This window comes from Rhizobium acidisoli, assembly GCF_002531755.2.
Classification (GTDB): domain Bacteria; phylum Pseudomonadota; class Alphaproteobacteria; order Rhizobiales; family Rhizobiaceae; genus Rhizobium; species Rhizobium acidisoli.
This window is the reverse complement of sequence record NZ_CP034998.1, coordinates 938,223-958,578: the sequence shown is the minus strand read 5'-3', so window position 1 is coordinate 958,578 and position 20,356 is coordinate 938,223. Positions and strand designations below refer to the sequence as shown.

General features: G+C 62.1%; 22 protein-coding genes. 13 read left to right on the top strand and 9 right to left on the bottom strand.

Annotated features, from left to right (window positions below; translation table 11 throughout):
* Positions 1-47 precede the first annotated feature (47 nt).
* Positions 48-665 (top strand): NADPH-dependent F420 reductase, encoded by a 618-nt coding sequence (locus tag CO657_RS04845; protein ID WP_054181703.1) that lies wholly within the window; start codon positions 48-50, stop codon positions 663-665.
* 184 nt (positions 666-849) lie between these two features.
* Positions 850-1,230, top strand: coding sequence for a VOC family protein (locus CO657_RS04840; RefSeq protein WP_003587720.1), 381 nt, complete (start codon positions 850-852; stop codon positions 1,228-1,230).
* An 85-nt stretch (positions 1,231-1,315) separates the two neighbouring features.
* Here CO657_RS04840 and CO657_RS04835 read toward each other — a convergent pair whose 3' ends face one another.
* Positions 1,316-2,278 carry a LysR family transcriptional regulator gene (locus CO657_RS04835; protein WP_054181936.1) on the bottom strand — a complete coding sequence of 321 codons (963 nt, stop codon included), beginning with the start codon at positions 2,276-2,278 and terminating at the stop codon, positions 1,316-1,318.
* A gap of 122 nt (positions 2,279-2,400) precedes the next feature.
* On the opposite strand from CO657_RS04835, the gene CO657_RS04830 reads away from it, so the two are divergent.
* Together CO657_RS04830 and CO657_RS04825 are read left to right on the top strand one after the other, a co-directional pair.
* Entirely contained in the window at positions 2,401-3,801 is a 1,401-nt protein-coding gene (locus CO657_RS04830; protein WP_054181935.1) for an MFS transporter, read from the top strand.
* A gap of 94 nt (positions 3,802-3,895) precedes the next feature.
* Entirely contained in the window at positions 3,896-4,273 is a 378-nt protein-coding gene (locus tag CO657_RS04825) for a hypothetical protein (protein ID WP_174293559.1), read from the top strand.
* A 598-nt stretch (positions 4,274-4,871) separates the two neighbouring features.
* On the opposite strand, the gene CO657_RS36600 is transcribed toward CO657_RS04825, so the two are convergent.
* Positions 4,872-5,183, bottom strand: a complete 312-nt coding sequence (locus CO657_RS36600; RefSeq protein WP_054181701.1) for a hypothetical protein — start codon at positions 5,181-5,183, stop codon at positions 4,872-4,874.
* Between the two features lie 191 nt (positions 5,184-5,374).
* Here CO657_RS36600 and CO657_RS04810 point away from each other — a divergent pair, with 191 nt between their 5' ends.
* The gene (locus CO657_RS04810) at positions 5,375-6,436 is read left to right on the top strand and encodes a fatty acid desaturase (RefSeq protein WP_425349916.1); all 1,062 of its coding nucleotides are present in this window, start codon (positions 5,375-5,377) and stop codon (positions 6,434-6,436) included.
* An 89-nt stretch (positions 6,437-6,525) separates the two neighbouring features.
* Here CO657_RS04810 and CO657_RS04805 read toward each other — a convergent pair whose 3' ends face one another.
* Positions 6,526-7,440: an SDR family oxidoreductase gene (locus tag CO657_RS04805; RefSeq protein ID WP_054181700.1), complete on the bottom strand. Its 915-nt coding sequence runs from the start codon at positions 7,438-7,440 to the stop codon at positions 6,526-6,528.
* Between the two features lie 89 nt (positions 7,441-7,529).
* On the opposite strand from CO657_RS04805, the gene CO657_RS04800 reads away from it, so the two are divergent.
* Positions 7,530-8,090, top strand: coding sequence for a TetR family transcriptional regulator (locus CO657_RS04800; protein WP_054181699.1), 561 nt, complete (start codon positions 7,530-7,532; stop codon positions 8,088-8,090).
* Positions 8,091-8,095: 5 nt separating this feature from the next.
* Here CO657_RS04800 and CO657_RS04795 read toward each other — a convergent pair whose 3' ends face one another.
* On the bottom strand, positions 8,096-8,584 hold the full coding sequence (locus tag CO657_RS04795; RefSeq protein ID WP_054181698.1) for a YcgN family cysteine cluster protein: 489 nt from the start codon (positions 8,582-8,584) through the stop codon (positions 8,096-8,098).
* Positions 8,585-8,779: 195 nt separating this feature from the next.
* Between CO657_RS04795 and CO657_RS04785 the strand changes: the two genes are divergently transcribed.
* From CO657_RS04785 to CO657_RS04775, 3 genes are all read left to right on the top strand, one after another.
* A complete protein-coding gene (locus CO657_RS04785; protein WP_054181697.1) occupies positions 8,780-10,966 on the top strand; it encodes a transglycosylase domain-containing protein in 2,187 nt (728 codons plus the stop codon).
* 294 nt (positions 10,967-11,260) lie between these two features.
* Positions 11,261-11,848, top strand: coding sequence for a DUF1214 domain-containing protein (locus CO657_RS04780; protein WP_003587738.1), 588 nt, complete (start codon positions 11,261-11,263; stop codon positions 11,846-11,848).
* Positions 11,841-12,389 (top strand): DUF1254 domain-containing protein, encoded by a 549-nt coding sequence (locus CO657_RS04775; RefSeq protein ID WP_054181696.1) that lies wholly within the window; start codon positions 11,841-11,843, stop codon positions 12,387-12,389. The genes CO657_RS04780 and CO657_RS04775 overlap by 8 nt, the downstream gene beginning before the upstream one ends.
* Positions 12,390-12,402: 13 nt before the next feature.
* Here the strand turns inward: CO657_RS04775 and CO657_RS36595 are convergent, their stop codons facing one another.
* The gene (locus CO657_RS36595) at positions 12,403-12,570 is read right to left on the bottom strand and encodes a hypothetical protein (RefSeq protein ID WP_003578079.1); all 168 of its coding nucleotides are present in this window, start codon (positions 12,568-12,570) and stop codon (positions 12,403-12,405) included.
* A gap of 538 nt (positions 12,571-13,108) precedes the next feature.
* Here CO657_RS36595 and CO657_RS04770 point away from each other — a divergent pair.
* Together CO657_RS04770 and CO657_RS04765 are read left to right on the top strand one after the other, a co-directional pair.
* Complete coding sequence (locus tag CO657_RS04770; protein ID WP_003569406.1) at positions 13,109-13,315, top strand: hypothetical protein; 207 nt, start codon at positions 13,109-13,111, stop codon at positions 13,313-13,315.
* Between the two features lie 250 nt (positions 13,316-13,565).
* The gene (locus tag CO657_RS04765; RefSeq protein WP_082366238.1) at positions 13,566-14,615 is read left to right on the top strand and encodes a DUF2336 domain-containing protein; all 1,050 of its coding nucleotides are present in this window, start codon (positions 13,566-13,568) and stop codon (positions 14,613-14,615) included.
* Positions 14,616-14,636: 21 nt separating this feature from the next.
* Here CO657_RS04765 and CO657_RS04760 read toward each other — a convergent pair whose 3' ends face one another.
* The 3 genes from CO657_RS04760 to CO657_RS04750 all read right to left on the bottom strand — a co-directional run bounded on the left by CO657_RS04760 (position 14,637) and on the right by CO657_RS04750 (position 17,569).
* Complete coding sequence (locus CO657_RS04760; protein ID WP_012557041.1) at positions 14,637-14,981, bottom strand: DUF1491 family protein; 345 nt, start codon at positions 14,979-14,981, stop codon at positions 14,637-14,639.
* Between the two features lie 151 nt (positions 14,982-15,132).
* Entirely contained in the window at positions 15,133-16,056 is a 924-nt protein-coding gene (locus CO657_RS04755; protein WP_012557038.1) for a peptidoglycan-binding domain-containing protein, read from the bottom strand.
* The gene (locus CO657_RS04750) at positions 16,028-17,569 is read right to left on the bottom strand and encodes a sensor histidine kinase (RefSeq protein WP_054181694.1); all 1,542 of its coding nucleotides are present in this window, start codon (positions 17,567-17,569) and stop codon (positions 16,028-16,030) included. The genes CO657_RS04755 and CO657_RS04750 overlap by 29 nt, the downstream gene beginning before the upstream one ends.
* Before the next feature lie 452 nt (positions 17,570-18,021).
* Here CO657_RS04750 and CO657_RS04745 point away from each other — a divergent pair, with 452 nt between their 5' ends.
* Entirely contained in the window at positions 18,022-18,516 is a 495-nt protein-coding gene (locus CO657_RS04745) for a DUF5330 domain-containing protein (RefSeq protein WP_054181693.1), read from the top strand.
* A 349-nt stretch (positions 18,517-18,865) separates the two neighbouring features.
* Positions 18,866-19,288: a SufE family protein gene (locus CO657_RS04740; RefSeq protein ID WP_054181692.1), complete on the top strand. Its 423-nt coding sequence runs from the start codon at positions 18,866-18,868 to the stop codon at positions 19,286-19,288.
* A 213-nt stretch (positions 19,289-19,501) separates the two neighbouring features.
* On the opposite strand, the gene CO657_RS04735 is transcribed toward CO657_RS04740, so the two are convergent.
* Positions 19,502-19,933 carry a Ros/MucR family transcriptional regulator gene (locus CO657_RS04735; RefSeq protein ID WP_003569414.1) on the bottom strand — a complete coding sequence of 144 codons (432 nt, stop codon included), beginning with the start codon at positions 19,931-19,933 and terminating at the stop codon, positions 19,502-19,504.
* Between the last annotated feature and the right edge of the window lie 423 nt (positions 19,934-20,356).

Here is a 20,356-nt window from a genome sequence, read left to right as displayed (position 1 = left end):
CGGTCGGCTATATCGACGTCATTCAACTCGATGAAGGAACCGACCACATGAAAACCGCGATTATCGGAATTGGAAACATGGGCGCCGGCTTGGCGCGTCGCCTGGCAGGCAAGCGCGAACTCATCCTGGCGTCGCGGAATGAGGCCGCGGCAAAGTCGCTTGCCGAGGAGATCGGCGCAACGAGCGCATCGATCTCCTCCGCCGTGGCCGAAGCCGATATTCTGGTCCTCGCGCTGCCTTATGCTGCGGCGCTCGAATTTGCCGAAACGGCAGCATTGCGGGGCAAGATCGTCGTCGACATCACCAATCCGCTCAAGCCCGATTTCTCCGGCCTGCTGTTCGGTCACGACACGTCGGCAGCCGAGGAAATCCAGCACAGGGCCAAAGGCGCCAAGGTCGTGAAGGCCTTCAATACCATCTTTGCCGAGCTGTTTGCGGCTTCCCCAAAGCACAGCTCCACCATACCGGTCTTCCTGGCCGGGGACGATGATGCTGTCGAAACCGCCGCAGCGCTGGTGGAGGACGCCGACTTTGCTGTCGAGAAAACCGGCTCGCTCGATGCCGCTCGCCTGCTCGAACCCCTGGGGATGCTGAATATCCGCCTTGGTTACGGCCTGGGTCGCGGCACCGGGATTGCCCCGAAATGGGTTGCCGTCGACGGCTGAGATCACGGCTGGTCTCGCCCATGCGGGACCAGCTATTCCTATCGCCTGAAATGAATGGGCTGCCGGGCCGCAGCAACCAGCGCCATTCGTTGACTTGAGACGGCGGTTGAAAGATGGTGGCGTCGTACCATCTTGAGGATGGAAATCCGTCTGGAACGAGCGGTGATAAGGAGTTTTGCGGCCCATGTTCGATCACGTCTCCATCGGCGTCAAAGACCTCGACAGAGCCCGCCGTTTCTATGATGCGGCGCTGGCGCCGCTCGGCTATGAGCGGCTCTCCAATTCCGACACCATGATCGGCTATGGCCCGGAACGGGTCGGGCTCTGGGTGATGCAGGTCGAGCAGCCGGTTCTTGCCGATCTGCGGTCCGGGCTGCATTTCTGTTTCGTCGCGCCTGATGAAGCCGCGGTCGATGCCTTTCACGCGGCAGCCGTCGCCTCCGGCGGCACGGATAATGGTGAACCCGGCATCCGGCCGGATTACGGGCAGTTCTATTACGCCGCCTTCATCATCGACCCGGACGGCTACCGTCTCGAAGCCTATTTTCACAAAGGCGAGCTGTAATAGGCTCTAGCTATAACGCAATTCCCGGCAAAAGCGCTTCGCGCTTTGCCTGTGAAAACCGCTTCACACTTTTCCTGGAATTGCTCTACGCCGCAGCTCTCGAGATCGAGACGCGGCAGCCGGAGGCGACGAGCGCCTCGCCGGCGACGTCGAGGAACAGCCGGCGGAACCAGCGCGCCCGGCCGTCGGCCTGGTCGACGCGGCGATAGAGCATGGTCACCGGATCGGCCGGCAGCGAAAGCGGCGGCGCACAAATCGTCAGCCCGTGCAATTGCGCCATGCAGCGGCCGATCGATTCCGGCACGACTGATATGGCCGGCATCGCCCGCAGCGCCGTCGGCAGGGCGGAAAAGCGCGGCACCGTCGCTACCACAGGCCTGACATGGCCGGTGCGGCTCAGCGCAGTGTCGATGCTTGTGGAAGCATTGCCCTCGAACGAGACGGTGACATGAGCGACATTGGCGAAATCCTCGAGGCTTAATGGCGCCTTCAGCTTGAGTTGAGCCTCGTCGTAAATGCAGATCGAGGCCTGGTTGAACAGCGGCGCGCGGATGTGCCAGGAGGCCGGTTCGTCATGCACGGAAACGCTGAAATCGAAGACCCCCTCGTCCAGCCGGCGCGCGGCATCGCGCTTTTCGGAAGCGATGCCGATCAGCCGGGCGCCGGGTGAAAGCTGCAATAGGCGGGCGGCAAGCGGACCGAAAAAGGCCGTTTCGAGATTGTCGCACATGCCGATGCGGAACTCGCCCTGCCAACTTGCCGGATCGAAGTCGGCCTGCGGGCGAATGGCGCGTTCGATGCCCGACAGCGCATCCTCGATTGCCGGGGCAATGGAAAGGGCGCGCGGCGTCGGCTGCAGGCCGCGACCGACCCGCACGAAAAGTTCGTCATCAAGCGTCTCGCGCAGCCGTCGCAACGCGGCCGACAGGCCCGGCTGGCCGAGCAGCAAGCGCTCGGCGGCGCGGCTGACATTGCGCTCCTGCATCAGCACCGAAAAGGCGAGCAGAAGGTTCAGGTCGATTTTTCGAAGCGTCGCATCATTCATCATCATGAGTAATACCTGGCATGGCTACTATCAATTTGCAATGAGGTAGGAAGATGTACATTTTTTCGTTCCCTGCCGTCCGCGCAACCTCCCTCGACGAGGCGGCAGCAAAAAGGAACGTTTCGATGACACTTTCCAAATCGAAAGGCGGAGCGGGGCTGGCATTGCTGCTGCTCTGCGCCGCCAATTTTCTCGACGCCATGGACGTCTCCACCATCGGTGTCGCGCTTCCCGCCATCCAGGCCGAACTCGGCATGGAGGCGACGTCGCTGCAATGGGCCGTCAGCGCTTATGTGCTCGGCTATGGCGGCTTTCTGCTGCTCGGCGGCCGGGTGGCCGACGTCTTCGGGCACCGCCGCGTTTTCCTCTGGTCGCTGGCGATTTTTGCCGCCGCCAGCATCGCCGGCGGCTTCGTCGACAGCGGCCCGACGCTGATCGCCGCCCGACTGATCAAGGGCATTGCCGCCGCCTTCACTGCGCCTGCCGCGCTGGCGCTGCTGCTCTCCGTCTTCGGCGAGGGATCGGCACGGGCCAAAGCGCTCGGCGTCTTCGCCTCCACCGGCGCCACCGGCTTCGTGCTCGGCATGGTGCTTGGCGGTGCGGCGACGATCTTCAGCTGGCGGGCAACGCTGGTCATGGGTGCCCCGGTCGCCATCCTGACGCTCTTTCTTGCGCCCCTGGCGCTGCCGGCCGACCCGAAAAGGACAGGACCGCGGCCTGCTTTCGACTGGGCCGGTCCGCTGACGATTACCCCCGGGCTGCTGCTCTTCGTCTTCGGCATCACCAATGCGGCGGCCGCCGGCTGGCAGGCTTTTGCGACCTGGGGCTCGCTACTGGCATCGCTGGCGTTGATCCTGCTCTTCCTCGCGGTCGAAGCGCGTCACGCCGATCCGATGGTGCCGCTCGGCATGTTCCGCCGGGCAAAACTTAGGCACGCCAATGCAATTGCCGCCCTCTTCCAGGGCGCCTATGTCGGCTTCCAGTTCTTGGCGACGCTCTATTACCAGAACGTCCTCGGCTGGTCGGCTTTCACCACCGGCTTCTGCTTTGCGCTTGGCGGCGTCTTCGTGATGTTCCTGGCGCCGCGTTTTGCAACGCTGGCACAAAACCGCGGCGCCACCGGGCTGATGGCGGCAGGTGTCGGCCTGCAGGCCTTCAGCTACATCTTCTGGGTGACCGCACTCGGGCATGTCGACCCGATCCTGCTCGTGCTGTTCTCGCAGATCCCGCTTGGCCTCGGTTATGCACTGACCTACCCTTCGGTGCAGGTCGCGGCCCTTTCCGACGTCGAGGATGACAAATCGGGGCTCGCTTCCGGACTGCTCTTCGCCTCCTTCCAGATCGGCGGCGGCATCGTGCTCGCAGCCGCCTCGGCAGTGTTCGGCGCGGCACCGCATTTCGGCTGGGACCCTTATGTCGCCGGCATCGCCTTCGTGGCGCTGCTTGCGGTCGCGATCACCCTGCTTGCCGCCGCCGGTCCGCGGACATCGACCACCCGGACGCCGGCCTATCAGGCCGCGGAATGACTGTTGCGCCCGCATCCTGACCGGTGCGGGCGCTTCATAAGATAAAACGAATATTAGCGACAGAATCCCATTGCCTTGCCCCGGCGAAAGGAGCATGGTCTCGCCTTCGGCAGCCATTGTACGGGCGCTGCCGACTGAGGGTTTTCATTCCCTCGCCCCGACGAAAGGAGGGCCCATGTCTTCCACTTCCGAAAAGCCGCATCTGACCTCGTCCGATCTCGACATGCTTCAAGGCGTGCTCGACGAGGCCGGCTACGATGCCAGAATTCCGACCGACGACCAACGGGTGTTCAACGTCGCGGCCGTGCTGCTGATCAAGCTGTTCCAGGAGGGCGTCACCTCGCCGGCCATGCTCTCACGGGCGCTCGAATACCATTTCGGCAAGCCGAAGGCCCCGCCGAAACCGGTCGTGCCCGTTTGTAACCGATATGCGATACAGGGATTGCCCCGCGAAAAACGCGCCGCCGGCTGACGCGCGGCGCGTCTTTAGATGCGCCAAAGGAGCCCAATCACCTTGAACCTGCGGTATCGGCGTTGCAGCGGCCGGTTATATCGTGCGGATCGGCGCTTACCAGCAACGGCAGCATGCCAAGGATCTTGTGGAGATTGGGGAGTGTCGGGTGGCGCTCCTCGAAGCGGACGGCTGCCTGGCGCGCGGCATCATGTCGGCATCCGGCCACGCGAAAATGCAAAGAACCACACTGATCGCCTGTTTCCCATCAACGCGTCCCGCTTGTGGAAATATGGCTTTCTTGCGGCAATGGCCTTAATGGCACCGCAATTTCATCGTAAGAGAGTGGTTCGCTGATTTGGCCGATGCGGCATCTGCGGTGACCGGAATCCGGCCCGCCATTTTCCCGATCGCGAAAGCATGGTGACGTCCCGCCTCAACGTCGGGTTTGGCTTTTGGTGACCTCTCAGGTCATCCGCCTCCAGACTTCGATGCGGTTTCAGCAGGCATCATTTCATTCAATTCCTGCGGCCCGGCGTTGTCGGGTCGCCCTCATGACGATCCTGCGATCTCCGGTCGCGATCGACAAACGGGCGAACACCGCGCAGGCTACGGCTTTTCAGTTTTCGATCAAAAGGGGAGATTTATCCATGGCAAAAGGACAGGTAAGAAGCAATCGCGAGGTCCGGAAGCCGAAGAAGGACAAGCAGGCGGCGAAGGTGGAAAGCACGTTCGCCAACCAGATGAAGACGGCGACCACGACCGCCCCGCATGGCAGTGCTCCAAAGAAATAAAACATCTTATCGAGCCTCCGCCCCTTCGCAGAGACAGCGCAAATCGGCATCGATTTGCGCATAAAATCATGCGTGAACTGAAGGCGACTGTGCGTCCCGTCGGCCGCGCTGCGCTCCGGCGTGACATTATCACCCATTGACATGTTTCCACAAAAACAGGAAGTGCTGCAGCCATGGTCTCTCTTCACACAATGTACCGTTTCGACTATCCGCTCTTTCTCATTCGCTCGGCTGTGGTGATCGCACTCGGCCTTTCGAGTATCGCGGCCCTTCATGGCGCTATTCTGTGATCGAATCCGCGCGCCGCAACGAGAGCAAGGAAATCCAAGTGGTCCCTTTGGGCGAACCCGCCGCAAACTCGGAGTCCTCCGAGGGGCACAATGCAATTTTGGCTGAGAAGCGCTGGTTGAAGATCCTTGCCGGATATCGTCAGCCGAGAGCCGGACGCAGCGCTTTCGAGCTTGCCGTCACGGTCGTCCCCTTCGCGCTGTTCTGGGCTGCCGCATGGGCCGCGGTTCACTACAGCTTCTGGCCCGGCCTCATCCTCGTCGTTCCCGCCGCCGCCTTCCTGTTGCGGCTGTTCATGATCCAGCACGATTGCGGCCATGGCTCGTTTTTCGCACGCCGCGGCGTCGACGACTGGGTTGGACGAACGATCGGCATCCTGACGCTGACGCCGTACGACTATTGGCGCCGGGCGCATGCCGAGCATCACGCCTCGGCGGGGAACCTGGACGAACGCGGCGTCGGCGACATCGAAACGCTGACGATTGCCGAATATAATGCGCTGTCGCGCTGGGGCCGGCTCGGCTACCGGCTCTACCGGCACCCGGCGGTGATGTTCGGGATCGGGCCGGCATGGCTGTTCATCTTCAAGCAGCGCCTGCCCTTCGGCATGATGCGCTCCGGCGCCCTGCCCTGGGTCTCCACAATGGCGACCAATCTTGCCATCGCAGCGGTCGCCGCACTGCTGATCTGGGCCGTCGGGATCGTCCCCTTCCTGCTGGTGCATCTGCCGACCGTGCTTCTGGCCGGCGCTGCCGGTGTCTGGCTGTTTTACGTCCAGCACCAGTTCGAGGAAACGCACTGGTCGAAGGAGCCGGACTGGCAGTTCCAGCATGCAGCCCTCCACGGCGCCTCGCATTACGACCTGCCGCCGGTGCTGCGCTGGATCACCGGCAATATCGGCATCCACCATGTCCATCATCTGTCGAGCCGGGTGCCCTATTACCGGCTGCCGGAGGTGCTGCGAGACCATCCTGAGCTTGCCGACCTCGGCCGCATCACGCTCATGGAAAGCCTGCGCTGCGTCAAGCTGGTGTTGTGGGACGAACAGACGAAACGGCTGGTGTCGTTTCGCGATGCGGCGCGGCTCGCAGCCGCGCAGTAAGCAGCGGCCTCAAAGCGCGTCGCCGCAAATCCGATTGATGCGGCGCGCTTAGTCCTTTGTTTTGGGCATGTGCCCCTGGGCGACAGGTATTAGCGGTATCCCGTTACATCTGCCGGCTTGCCCGGCTCCTGCACTTCCACCATGTAGCGCCAGCAATCCGGCCGCGAACCGTCGATGTCGTCGAAGCCGTAGACCTTGGCCAGTCCGCCGCTCGACAGCGACTGGCCGTTCCAGCGGGCGCGGTCGGGATCGGCGGCAATCGCCGCCACCGCGCGGCCGACGAAGCGCGGCGTTTCGGAAATGGCGAAATGCGGCTGCACCTTGGTCGCCTCGCGCCAATTCTCCTCGCTGACACCATAGGCATCTAGCATCATTTCGGAGCGCAGCCAGCCGGGCGTGATCGCAACCGCCATGGCGCCGTGTTTTGCCAGATCCTGCGCATGCGCCCAGGCCATGCGGGTGACGCCGGTTTTGACGAGGTCGTAGAAGGGCGAGAGCCGATAATGGGTGGCATTGTAGTCGGCCGTGCCGTCGGTCACCTCGACCAGCAGCCCGCCCGGCCGCTCGATCATCAGCGGCAGCGCGTAATGGGCGGTGATCAGATGCGTGTCGATGCCGAGCCGCAACAGGCGCAGACCCTTCTCAAGCGAATGTTCCCAGACGGCCTTATCCCATTCGAACAGTTTCTCGCCGCCCCAGATGTCGTTGACGAGAATATCGAGCCGGCCGGCCTCTGCCCGGATGCGGGCGACCAGCGCCTCGACCTCAGCCTCGACGAGATGGTCGACCCGCACGGCGATACCCCTGCCACCCGCAGCCGTAACACGTTCGGCCGTCTCCTCGATCGTCTCCGGCCTGGCATATTCGGATTGCTGCGCGCGCGTCGTGCGCCCCGTCACATAGACGGTGGCGCCGGCAGCGCCGAGTTCGACTGCAATGCCGCGGCCGGCGCCGCGCGTTGCACCGGCGACCAAAGCCACTTTCTCCCGCAAGTCCGTTGTCACTTCTTCATCCTCCAAGCTAGAAATGAAAAATCCCCATTGTATATAAACGAACGTTCGTTCATAAATAAGGCAGATGCAAGGGGAATTTCATGCCACGCCGCCGCACGCTTTCCGATGAACAGCTCCTCGCCATGGTGTTGGCGCTGATCCATGCCGAGGGGCCGGATGCGGCGACCTTTGCGGCGGTGGCCAAAGTCAGCGGCCTTTCCGGCTCGACGCTGGTGCAGCGTTTTACAACGAAGGCGGCGATGCTGCGCGCGGCACTGCTATACGCCTGGGACAGGCTGGATGCGGAAACGGCAAGGCTTACCGGCAGCGTGGCGAACACACCGGACGGCGCCGTCGCGCTGCTCGTCGGACTGTCGCAGGATCACGGCGACAATGCCGCCGCCTATGGCGAGGGACTGCTGGTGCTGCGCGAGGACTTCCGCGATCCAGTGCTGCGCGCCCGGGGGGCGGTCTGGGGAACGGCGCTGACGGCGGCGATCGCACGCTGTTTCGGATCGGCAAGCGCGCCGGAGACCATCGCCCGGCTGATGCTGTCGCAATGGCAGGGCTCGCTCACCTGGTGGGGCTTTGGCGCTGAAGGGCCGGTGGATAAATATGTGGAGATGGAACTGCGCCGCTTCCTCGCAGCGGTAAAGAGCTGAGCCGCTTACGCCTCTTCCTCTTCCTCTTCCTCGTCCTTTTCTTCACCCACGGTCAGCGGCCAGTCGACAACGTAGTCTTCGAGATCGTCGATATCGATCTCGTTTTCGTTGATCGTGCGGCCGCGCGCGGAAATGCCGGCGGCATGAACGGTTTCCGGATCGCCGGAGATCAGCGGATGCCACCAGTAGAGATCACGGCCTTCATTGACCAGCCGGTAGCCGCAGGTGGGCGGCAGCCAGGCGATATCGGGCACGTTCTCCTTGGTCAGCTGCACGCAATCGGGAACGAAATCCCAGCGGCTCTCATAGCTGGAGCAGCGACAGCTTTCGCCGTCGAGCAGCTTGCAGCTGACCGAGGTGAAATAGATATCGCCGCTATCCCATTCCTCGATCTTGTTGAGGCAACAGAGACCGCAGCCGTCGCAGAGGCTTTCCCACTCGGCGACAGTCATTTCGGCAAGCGTCTTGCGCTTCCAGAAGGGCAGATCGTTCATCGTCGTTTCTTGCAACAGCGGCCCGCAAATTGACGTGACCGCCATCTATCTCTCTTGTTATCAGCCGCAAAATCAATCAATTCTTCAGCATGCTCCTGGTATCGGAGAGCTTTGCGGCCATATGGCGGCCTCGCGCTTTCGCCGCTTTCCGAGGGCCGGAGATGAGCGAAACGCGATCAGGCGGGAATACAGGACGTGCAGGATCCGGACAACCCCGAAAGAGGTCCCGAAGCGGGCCTCAAAGAAACGGCGAGTAACGCGGCGGACAAGCGGCCGGCGAAAAGCCGCCACATCCTGCTGCGCATCGATTCATGGATCGATTCGACCGTCTGGAACGCCGGTTTCCGCGCCGCCGAGATCTGGGAAGACATCACCATCTTCTTCCGCCGCTTCCGCGTGCGCGGCTGGAAGCGCATGGTTTTCGAACTGGCCGGCGAAGGGCTGACGCTCGGGGCGGCCGGCTCGGTGCTGATGCTGCTGCTTGCCCAGCCGGCCTTCGAGGCGACCAAGGAGGACTGGCGCAACCGCGGCGATTTCGCCGTCACCTTCACCGATCGCTACGGCAACGTGATCGGCCATCGCGGCGTCATCCACCAGAACTCCGTGCCGATCGACGAGCTGCCGGATTCCCTGATCAAGTCGGTGCTGGCCACCGAAGACCGGCGCTTCTTCGACCATTTCGGCATCGACGTGATCGGCCTCTTCCGCGCCATGGTCACCAACGCCCAGGCCGGTGAAGTCGTGCAGGGCGGCTCGACGCTGACCCAGCAGCTCGCCAAGAACCTGTTCCTGTCCAACGAGCGCTCGATCGACCGCAAGATCACCGAAGCGTTCCTCGCCTTGTGGCTGGAGTCGAACCTTTCGAAGAAGGAAATCCTCTCCACCTATCTCGACCGCGCCTATATGGGCGGCGGCACGTTTGGCGCAGCCGCGGCGGCGCAGTTCTATTTCGGCAAGAACATCACCGATGTGAACCTGGCCGAATCCGCCATGCTGGCCGGCCTGTTCAAGGCGCCGGCGAAATATGCGCCGCATGTCAACCTGCCGGCGGCACGTGCTCGCGCCAACGAGGTACTGACCAATCTCGTGCAGAGCGGGCTGATGACCGAGGGACAGGTGATCGCCGCCCGGCGCAATCCGGCAACCGTCGTCGACCGCAACGAGGTGGAATCGCCCGACTTCTTCCTCGATTGGGCTTTCGACGAGGTGCAGCGGCTTTCGCCGCGCTTCCACCAGCATTCACTGATCGTGCGCACGACGATCGACATGGGTATCCAGCAGGCGGCCGAGGAATCGGTCGAAACGTCGCTGCGCGAATATGGCGAAGCCTATCACGCCAAGCAGGGCGCCATGGTGATGATCGAGAACGGCGGCGCGGTGCGCGCCATGGTCGGTGGGCGGGACTACGGCGAAAGCCAGTTCAACCGCGCCACCAGGGCGCTGCGCCAGCCGGGCTCCTCCTTCAAGGTCTATACCTATTCGGTGGCCATGGAGAGCGGGATGACGCCGCAGACAACGATCGTCGACGCACCGATCTCCTGGGGCAACTGGAGCCCGCACAATTATGCGAACCATTATGCCGGCCGCATAACCCTTGAGACGGCGATCGCCCAATCGATCAACACGGTGCCGGTGCGGCTCGCCAAAGAGAAGCTCGGCATCCAGCCGATCCGGGCCATGGCGAAGAACCTCGGCGTCGAAACGCCGATCCGCGACGACGTCACCATCCCGATCGGTACATCCGAGGTGACGGTGCTCGATCAGGCGACGGCCTATGCCACCTTCCCGGCCGGCGGCTACCAGTCACGCCGCCACGGCATCACCCAGGTTCTCGATTATGACGGCGACGTGCTCTATGATTTCGACCGCGACGAGCCGGCGGCCAAACGCGTGCTGTCCGAACAGGCCGACGCCTATATGAACCAGATGCTGTCGCGCGTTCCCTATGTCGGCACGGCGCGCAAGGCGGCACTCGACAACGGTATCGTCACGGCCGGCAAGACCGGCACGACGCAGGCCTATCGCGATGCCTGGTTCGTCGGCTTCACCGGCAACTACACTTGCGCCGTCTGGTTCGGCAATGACGACTATACCTCGACCAACAACATGACCGGCGGCTCGCTGCCGGCGATGACCTTCAAACGCGCTATGGACTATGCCCATCAGGGTGTGACGCTGCGCGCCATTCCCGGCATCGAGAATCCCCTGCCCTCGGAAAAGGACCTCGCCAAGACCGTCGCAGCCAAACCCCAGGACGGATTGCCGCAGCTCATCCGGCCGCGCATGCTCTCGGTGCAATCGACGAATATCCTCAAAGCCCTCGGCGCAAAGCTGAAAAATGCCGCCCCGCTGGCGCCCGCGAAGGTGGCGAGTGCGGAATAGATCCTGAGCGGATGCGTCGAACGATGCCGGGAGATCGGCGAGGGTAGCCCCTCATCCGGCTGCCGCCACCTGCTCCCCGCACGCGGGGCGAAGGGGCCAAGCCATGACCTCTCGGTCTCTCGCTAACGTCTGGTAGGGCACGTCCCCTCTCCCCATCAAAACGGGGAGAGGGTTAGGGTGAGGGGCAGGCATCGGCGTTAACCGGACAGATCGGCGTCCATGTCGTCGCATGGCATTCCACCCTGCCAGAATCAGTGGTAACCCTTCATCTGATATGGTTTCCAAGGTCTTGACGTGTTTCGATTCCCCCTCTTCATCCTGGTCACGCTGATCGTCGCCTTCGGCGGCGGGATCATGATTTCGCTGTATGCGCTGGATGCGACGCAGGGTTTCGGGGCGATCAAGCTCGGTGCCTGGGAGGCCTTTCCGGCGCTGCAGACGGTCGATGCCGATCCTTATGCCAAGTCGCACCGGGCGCGCGCCGGCAAGCTGCTCTATGGCAGCGCCGAGGGGCTCACCTTCACGGCGAGCGTCGACGACGACGGTGCGCGGCTGAATGCCGGTTGCCGTTACCGCATCAGCGGGCAAACGCCGCCTGCCCGGCTCTGGACCCTCTTTACCGCCGACAATGGCGGCAATCCGGCAGCGGTGAAGACCGGGCATCCCGCAGCGCTGAATTCCTGGACGGTGCTGCGCCAGCCGGACAGCAGCTTCTCGATCGACATCTCAGCCGCGGCTCAGCCCGGCAACTGGCTGGCCTTGCCTGAAGCCGGCACCTTCCGGCTGGTGCTGACGCTGTTCGACACGCCGACCGCAGGCAGCTCCGGGGTGATCGACCTTGCCATGCCGAAGCTCACCAAGACCGGATGCGGCAATGCTTAGGATCTTCTTCGCCATTCTGACCGGCCTTTTCGGCGCAGCGCTGTTGCACCTCGTCATCATCCTGTCGCTGCCGCATTTCACCGGCAAGGATGCGGCGACCCGCGTGGAGGCGGAGGGCGACATCAACAATTTCACGCTGCTCGGCGGCCAGTATGACGAGGCGGGCCTTGCCAATGGCGACCCCTTCGTGCGCACCGCCGTCTGCTCCTTCGACGTCGAGGATGCGCCGGTGCACTTCACCGCCAAGGGCAATGTGCCTTTCTGGTCGATCGCGATCTACGACAGCGCCTCCAACGAGGTCTTCAGCATGAACGACAGGACCTCGGTCGGCGGCGCGCTCGATGTCCTGGCCGGCGGCCCGATCCAGCTTACCGACCTGCGCAAGAACCTGCCGCAGGAATTGCAGCAGGCGATCCTAGTGGAAATGGCGCGGCCGGACGGCTATGCCGTGCTGCGGACGCTGGCGCCACAGGCAAGTTTTAATGAGGCGGCGCGGAACTTCCTGACGGAAGCCGGCTGCGAGCAATTTAGCGCCCGCTAAAGTTGAGCGGACGTTACTTCTTGTTGACGCGCGGCGCGGGCGCCGGGCCATGCCTAGGGCTCTCGGCCAGCCGCTCGTAGCGGACGCCGGTGAACCAGAGGATCTTAGCTTCGCGGGGCTCTTTGTCCGGGCGGCGCGGCGCCCGCGGCTGCCGATCCGCCAATGCGACTACTATTGCCATTCTCGTCTCCATGCACTGCCCGAGACGGATGAACTTACGATGGATTTCACCCTGCCCGCCAATGTGCGAGCCGGCGCGTCCTGCGGTGGCTGAGTGACCGAACCGAGGGCATTCGCGCCTTTCCCACGGCACCTGGTTGAAATACCGTGATCAGGAGTTTCAACGATCCAAACACTCAAATCGCGTCGTTCCCATCCGAATTGAGACAGATGACAGTTAACAGTTTACTAATATTCGGCGGAGCCAAACACAGTTCACGTTACTTCCTCTGTAACGCGCGAAGAGTTGATTTGGTTTCACGCCGCCCGCCCAAGGCCCCAACCGAAACTCGAAGTATAAAACAAGAAGTAAATCATACAGTTGAGAAGAGTTCGGCATACTTACCCGGTGGCAAAGGGGCAATGTTGCAAAAATGCTTCATGAAAATATTTAATTGCAGCCGACTCCGATACGCGTATGGTTGCTCCAGTCGATCACGCATTTCCGGCCCCGATCGATCGCGGATATTCACGCTCTTGCCGGAATGCGGAGGCTAGCGATGTCTTTGCTGGTGAATTCATATTTCTCGCCTGACGATCTCGACGTTCTGCGCGGTGCGCTCGATGCCTGGTGCGCGGAACGGCGCGTCGACATCAAAAGCGTCGAGGCGCAGTATGCGGCATCGGCAGCACTCGACCTTTATCAGGCCGGTCACGACAGCCGCGAAAAGCTGCTGGACGCGCTGCGCGATCGCAAGGCCGCCTGACCTTTTCCCTTGTGATGCCAGCGATGAGCAATCGTCGCGGTGCCTCTTCAAACCAGACTTATGATGTTGCCGGCTACTCATGCAGTAACACGCGCCGCGTGCATATTTCTGGCGCATTTTAATAAAATCTTCAGCATGCATTAACCCTACCGGTGTAGGATTTGTTCATAAACCATGTGGCCCGGCATGCGTTCCGCCAGCGCATATCGGCCCGTGGTTCCCCTTGGTTCGGCGTTTTCGGGGTGTTCTTGTGCGTGACCGGTTTCGAGACCTAGAGGGCCCATTGGCCGTCAGGAAAAAGGACGTGGTATTGATGGCGACCGTCAGCAGTTTCGAGAACCTGTCTCATCCGACACGGTCCGAACTGCGCCAATTTGCCGAACTTTTCATGCCGCTCTTCCAGGCCTCCTCCGACGAGGCCAAACGCCAGGCGGTCGCAGCACTCTCCCAATGCGAAAACATGCCGGCGGCCGTGGCGCTGTTCATTGGCAACCAGCCGATCGAGATCGCCGCCCCTTTTCTTGCCGCCTCCAAGGCCATCGCCGACGATACGCTGATCACCATCGCGCGCATGCAGGGTGCAGCGCATGTCAAGGCGATCGTCAGCCGCGATTCACTCTCGCCGAAGGTCATCGATGCGCTGGTGGCACTGCGCCAGAGCCAGCCGCGGTCGGCCGCCGCACCGGCGCCGATGGCAGAATCACAGACGGTGCCGCTTTCGCCGGCGCATGGAGAGAGCAACGAGGCGGATGCGCTGCAGGAACAGCGGGTTGCCAATGAAGAGGCGTTGCGCGAGCGTATTCTCGGCCTGGCCGGCCATCTCGGCCGGGCCGACGAGGACAGGCTCGGCCTGCGCACGCTCACCGACATTCAAGAGGCGCTGCTGGTGCGCTTTGCCCGCTCACGCGAGGCAATGCATTTCGCAACGGCGCTGGCCGATGCGCTGTCGGCCAGCCGCTGGCTTGCCGAGCGCATCATGCTCGATCTTTCCGGCCAGCAGCTGGCGACGACGCTGACGAGCCTCGGCATGGGCTTTCTCGACGCCGTCTTCGTGCTGGAAAAGCTTTATCCGCATCTTGCCGAACAGCAGCACAATGTCACGCGCGGCTGGATGGTGCTCGATGCGCTCGATCCGGAGGAATGCCACGAACGGGTGGAAGCCTGGCGCCGCGCCGATCGCTACACCTACAAGCCCGAGGTGGCCAATGCGCCCGCCCCTCAGGAAACGCCGAACCACCGCTTCCTCAATCAGGCGCCGGCGCAGCGCGACATGCGCGTCTTGGGGCGGCGGTCCCGCTGAGATCGGCAGACCCGCCGGCCCTCAGCCATCCCGCGCAAGCGGGATCATGTCTCCCAGTTCCTCCGCCTCGAGCTCGACGATCCAAAGATCGGGGTCGAACCGGCGTTCCCGCTCCAGCATGGCGCGCACCGCTTCCGGCTCGCTGCGCGACAGGCGGATCTCGAACAGACGGTCGCCCGCCTCACCTTCGCCGAAGGCGGTCTGCGGCGCCGGCGCATAGAGCGTTTCCAGGCCGTCGCGAAAATGCTGGCGGATGAAGATCGCCCCCGCCTCCTCGGCACCCTTCTTCTCGACGGCGGCAAAATCGCCGCTGGCGAAGACACGGCGCAGGAGGGCGGAAACGAAGATGTCGGCGCGTAATCTCATCGGCGCGGTATAGACCGGACGGCCAGCGGCGGCAATGCGGTTATCCACCAAAGCGCGCCGCATGAAACTTGGTTCATGCGACGCGCTTTAGCCCTTTGTTTTGATGCATGTCGTTCTCCCGGAACCGCTGCACACTTCCGGGCGACATGCATTAAATCGCGCCGATTTCCTTGAGTTTTTTCAGAACCGCCTGGGTCGGCTCGCCGTTTTCGGGCAGGTTGTAGTGCTTCTGGAAATGGCGGATGGCGGCGCGGGTCTGCTCGCCGGCGACACCGTCGACGCCGACATTGGCATAGGCCATGTTGGAAAGGCCCTTCTGGATCTTCAGCACCAGATCGACATTGGTAATTTCGCTTGAGGGAACCTGCTTTGCGGATGACGGAGCGGTTTTGACCGTCTTTTCGGCGCTGCGGATCGCCGCTGCGACCGGGTCTTCCGCCGCCGCCTTCGAGCTTACATCCTCGGGCGGCTTTTCCGCGGGAACGGTCGAAGGGCCTGATGCATCGGTCTTCAGCGCCGCCAGCACCTCCGGCGTCGGATCGCCGGTCTGGGCCATGCCGACGGTTTCCTCGAAGAAGAGGATGGCTGCACTGGTGCGTGGGCCGATGACGCCGTCGGGTATGCCGTTATAGAGGCCACGGCGCACCAGTTGCTGCTGGATGTCCATGACGAGCTGGCTCGGCTGCTGGCCGGGCGCGGCTGGCGCCGGCGTTGCGTTGGTTGTGGTCGCGCCATCCTCCGGCCGCTCGATGCGGAAGGTGGTGACGTCGCCCTGCTGCTCCTCGGCTGGGCGGCGGGCGCCGAGCACGTTGGAAGACTGCGGATCGCGGGTGCGGAAAATCGGGTGGGGATGCAGGCCCGGCTGATACCAGAGCGCATTGGCGGCGACGAAGGAGAAGATGACGACGAAGGTGATCGTGCCGCCGGCAACCGAGGGATTGCGGCCGATGACGCCGCCGAGCACCGAGGCGCCCTGCAGGCTGAGGCCGCCGAGGGCCGCTGCACCCGACATCAGGAGGCCCGGCTGCTGCCGGCCTCTTTTTCCCTTAGGCGATTTTCGCTTGCGCGCGGCCATCGAAACGCCCCTCCCCCAATTCTGCACCTGCATTGACCGCGCCCTTCAGCCGCGGCGGGAACTCGACAGTCGCGCCCTGGCCGGCGTCCTCGGCGCGCACGGCGCCCGAGCCGTCCACCGCGATCTCGATGGTGATGATCGTGCCTTCGCCGGGCTGGCTGGCGATGGCGAAATGCCCGCCATGCAGCGCCACCAATCCCTTGACCAGGGAAAGACCAAGGCCGGTGCCTTCGAAGCGGCGGGTATAGTCGTTCTGGATCTGGACGAAGGGCTGGCCGAGCAACGCCAGCTTGTCGGCCGCAATGCCGATGCCGGTATCGCTGACCGTCAGCTTGAGGATGCCGTCGCGCGCCGCCGCATCGACCGAGACGACGCCGCCGGCCTCGGTGAACTTTATGGCATTGCCGACGAGATTGATGAGGATCTGCTGGATGGCGCGCTGATCGGCGACGATTTCGCCGAGGCCGCGCTGGATCCGGCTCGTCAGCGTCAGGCCCTTGGTCTTGGCCTGCAAGGCCAGCATCGATTCGCAGGATTTGACCGAGCTCGCTATATCGAAAGGTTCAAGGATCAGCTCATAGCGGCCGGCTTCGATCTTGCTCATGTCGAGCATGGTGTTGACGACGGACAGGAGATGGGCGCCGGATTCGCGCACGAGGCCGACATATTCGCGCTGACGGTCGTTTTCGAACTTGCCGAAATATTCACCGATCAGGATATCGGAAAAACCGAGAATGGCGTTCAGCGGCGTGCGCAGCTCGTGGCTGACGGCGGCGAGGAAGCGCGACTTGGCATCGTTTGCCGATTCGGCATCGGCGACGCGGTTCTGGGCCTCGGCCCGCAGCTGCTGCTCGACGGAGACATCACGCAATTGGGCAATGACGGCGGCAAGTTCGCCGTCGGCGTCGCGCCGGGCCGTCATGTCCATTCTGAGATAGGCGAACTGGCGTTGATCGCGCGCGACCGGGGGCCGGTCGATGCGCAGATCGACGCACTCGGCATCCTCGCCCCGGCGCAGGCTATCGAGCGCCTGCAGGAAAAGGATGCGGTCGGAGACGTGCACCTGCTCCAGGAAGCCCCTGCCCTTGGGATCGCGCATCCAGGCGAGGAAATCGCGCCGGTCGCGGCCGCCGATCGTCGCCACACTGCCATGCGGATCGAGGAAGAAGACGAGGCCGGGGGTGGCGTCAAGGAAGAAATCCTCGGCCGATTGTGTCGCGATCCCGGCGGACGAGCCCTGACGCGCAAGTGCGATGCTGCCGACGGCGGAGAAGAGAAAGGCGGCGAAGACCATGGCGACCCCTGCCGGCAAGGCGACGGCCGGGCTGGTGACCGCCGAAAGGCCGATGGGAGCGGCAAAAAGAGCAGCCGACGAGAACAGCACGAGGCGGCGCAGGATCGCAAGCTCGCGCTGGCGCACGGCTTCACCGCCGCCCGTCCGGGAGAGCCAGCTTGTCGCCGCCCGGTCTACGAGCGCCGTCACCCAGCCGCCAATGTTACTCAATACTCGCACGCAATACCCGCCCAAAAAGGCTGTCTATCGATCCGGACAATAGGCCCCGGCGGCTTAAAGAAAGGCTAAGGCAAAAGCGCTGTTCACAGCCGGAAAGGCCCGAAAATCCCGTTTTGAAGCATCTGAAAGGCCCTTTGCCTTTTGTGGTTAATGGCAGGTAAGCGACGGATTTTCCTCATATTTCAGCATTGCGTTAACTCCTGTGGCAAGGCGAGCCGGCAAAAGCCCTGCAATTGCAAGCAGGTGCTGCCCTGATGCTTAACGGCGATCGCTCGCATTCGACTAAAATGTCCGTCAAATGCCGTTCGCTAAAATTTGAACTAAATTTGCCGCAAATGCGCGTGAGTTTCGAAAAGCGGCATTCGCAACTTGGCGGTAGGGTGAAATCACACCGGACAACCGGCCTGATTCGGCGACAAGAACCGAACGGGAAAACAGGATGGGCAACGACAATGTGGTTTCTGATCAAAGGATCCTTCTGGTTTGGCCTTGTGCTCGTGCTTCTTTCCGTCTTCAGCACCGAGAGTTCCGACAAGTTCGCCAGCGGCCCGCGACTGCAGCTTTCCGACGCCTTTACGGCGGCAAGCGGCGCCTATGACTACCTCACCGGCATGTGCTCGGAAAAACCCGAGGTCTGCGCCAAGGGCGCCGAAACCCTCACCGCACTCGGCTACCGGGCGCGTGAAGGCGCCCACGTCGCCTATGAACTGCTCGACAGCCAGTTCCAGGACGAGACGCCGGCGACGGCAAAACATACCGAACCGCAAATGCCGGTGGCTCTCACCATGCCCTCGCTTACCGCACCCGCCATCCAGGAAAAGGTACGCGAGGCAAAGGCCGCGCTGAACCAGCCAATGCCCTACCGCCCGCCGGTCGAAGATGACGCCTCCGCCGAGACGGTTGTCACCGGCGCGATCCCGCTGCCGACGCCGAAGCCGGCGATCTGAATTTTCCAAGCTTGCATCGGTGGCCCGCATGACGCGGAAATGCCCCATGCCTGACGTGCCTGCCCTGTTTAATTCAGCATGTTGCTGCGCCGTGAGGATGCCCATCCCTCACGGCGTTTCTTTTTCATGCATGTCATCAGCAAGCGGGCCGCGGTTTGGAGATCACGACGTGCATAAAAACAAAGAATTGAAGCGTGTCGCATCAATCCTGTTCGACGTGACGCGCTTTAACGGTTCAAATCCGCCGGTCTTTCACCTATATGCAGTTTAGAGCTTTTCCTGGCGCATTCCGGACGCAAAACCGCTGTGCACTTTTGCTGGAAGTGCTTTAATAGTGAAAGGCTTTCCCATGGCATCCCTCGACCAGATCATCGACGACTTCGCTTTCCTGGACGATTGGGAAGACCGCTACCGCTATGTCATCGAACTCGGCAAGGCGCTGCCGGACCTGGCCGAGGAGAAACGCACCTCCGAAAACAAGGTGATGGGCTGTGCCAGCCAGGTCTGGCTGGTGACGCATACGACAGGCGATCCTGACGACCCGGTCATGAGTTTTGAGGGTGATTCCGACGCCCACATCGTCCGCGGCCTCGTCGCCATCGTGCTTGCCACCTATTCCGGCAAGGCGGCGTCGGAGATCGCCGGCCTCGATGCCTTCGAAATCTTCTCGAAGATCGGCCTGGTCGAGAACCTGTCATCGCAGCGTTCGAACGGACTGCGATCGATGGTCAACAGGATCCGCGAGGAAGCAAAGCTTCGCGCCGCGGCCTGAACGCGCTGGCGATCAAGGGTTCTGAGCGATGCCGCGCGCACCGCGATTCGGAGAGCGCTACGATCAACGAATCAGTACATTAACACTTGCTGATAGTATAGGAATACATTCAACGGCTGCTGGTAAAGCATAGCGCGGCGGCGGCGCCGCAAGCACAGACAGAAAAGCCGGGCACAAGACCCGGCTTTTGTCGTTGATGGCTTTCGAAAAAGCTCAGCCGCGGCCGCGCTTGCGGCGCTGACCCAGGCCCATTTCCTTTGCCAGGCGCGAACGCGCTTCGGCATAGGCGGGCGCTACCATCGGGTAGTCGGTCGGCAGATCCCACTTCTCGCGGTATTCTTCCGGCGAGAGGCTGTGATGCGTCATCAGGTGACGCTTGAGGGACTTGAAGTTGCCGCCGCATTCCAGACACGTGATCTGCTCGTCCTGTACGGACTTGCGGACAGAGACTGCAGGCTTCTGTTTCTCGACGATGGCCGCAGCAGGCTGCGGTACGGACGTGTTGCTCAGTGCCGAATGCACGTCGGAAATCAGATTTGCCAGGTCGCTGACCGGGACAACATGGTTGCTGACATAAGCCGCGACGATGTCGGCTGTCAGTTCCACAAGCAGCTCCGGCGCATTGCCGGTCGCCATTTCCGTCATATTTTTTCTCCTGTTAGCATGCTCAAACGGCCTTTGACTGTTACGTCAAAGACCCGCCTCGTAGAAGCGAACAGCAAAAGCACGGGAAGCGACCTTCTGTTTCGAAAAACGCGAAATCCACCCCTAGATTCCGAAGAGCGAGACCTGTTCTAATACTGCCTGGCTGCAAATCACTACGTCATGCCCCAGGCGATGGCCCCAGTTTAGACATAAAAAATCAAAACTGAGAGACTTGGAAGCAGTACGATTGCGATTCACAATCAGAACTCTACTTGCATTTTCAAATACCATCGTTTGGTCGAAAGGCCAATTATTATTTGTCGTTTTTCTTGAGAAAAAATGACAGATGAAGAATTAAGGCGCGTTCTGGCAAGCTTTACTCACAGCTTCCTGTGCATAAGTTTTGCATAAATCTGGTAAAGC

Coding starts and splice junctions, on each gene's coding strand:
- CO657_RS04800 (WP_054181699.1), top strand. CDS start 7,530: ATGCCACGCCGCCGCACGCTTTCCGATGAACAGCTCCTCGCCATGGTG.
- CO657_RS04795 (WP_054181698.1), bottom strand. CDS start 8,584: ATGAACGATCTGCCCTTCTGGAAGCGCAAGACGCTTGCCGAAATGACT.
- CO657_RS04770 (WP_003569406.1), top strand. CDS start 13,109: ATGTCTTTGCTGGTGAATTCATATTTCTCGCCTGACGATCTCGACGTT.
- CO657_RS04760 (WP_012557041.1), bottom strand. CDS start 14,981: ATGAGATTACGCGCCGACATCTTCGTTTCCGCCCTCCTGCGCCGTGTC.
- CO657_RS04825 (WP_174293559.1), top strand. CDS start 3,896: ATGGTCTCGCCTTCGGCAGCCATTGTACGGGCGCTGCCGACTGAGGGT.
- CO657_RS04845 (WP_054181703.1), top strand. CDS start 48: ATGAAAACCGCGATTATCGGAATTGGAAACATGGGCGCCGGCTTGGCG.
- CO657_RS04840 (WP_003587720.1), top strand. CDS start 850: ATGTTCGATCACGTCTCCATCGGCGTCAAAGACCTCGACAGAGCCCGC.
- CO657_RS04775 (WP_054181696.1), top strand. CDS start 11,841: ATGCTTAGGATCTTCTTCGCCATTCTGACCGGCCTTTTCGGCGCAGCG.
- CO657_RS04755 (WP_012557038.1), bottom strand. CDS start 16,056: ATGGCCGCGCGCAAGCGAAAATCGCCTAAGGGAAAAAGAGGCCGGCAG.
- CO657_RS36595 (WP_003578079.1), bottom strand. CDS start 12,570: ATGGCAATAGTAGTCGCATTGGCGGATCGGCAGCCGCGGGCGCCGCGC.
- CO657_RS04740 (WP_054181692.1), top strand. CDS start 18,866: ATGGCATCCCTCGACCAGATCATCGACGACTTCGCTTTCCTGGACGAT.
- CO657_RS04835 (WP_054181936.1), bottom strand. CDS start 2,278: ATGATGAATGATGCGACGCTTCGAAAAATCGACCTGAACCTTCTGCTC.
- CO657_RS04735 (WP_003569414.1), bottom strand. CDS start 19,933: ATGACGGAAATGGCGACCGGCAATGCGCCGGAGCTGCTTGTGGAACTG.
- CO657_RS04830 (WP_054181935.1), top strand. CDS start 2,401: ATGACACTTTCCAAATCGAAAGGCGGAGCGGGGCTGGCATTGCTGCTG.
- CO657_RS04745 (WP_054181693.1), top strand. CDS start 18,022: ATGTGGTTTCTGATCAAAGGATCCTTCTGGTTTGGCCTTGTGCTCGTG.
- CO657_RS36600 (WP_054181701.1), bottom strand. CDS start 5,183: ATGGGTGATAATGTCACGCCGGAGCGCAGCGCGGCCGACGGGACGCAC.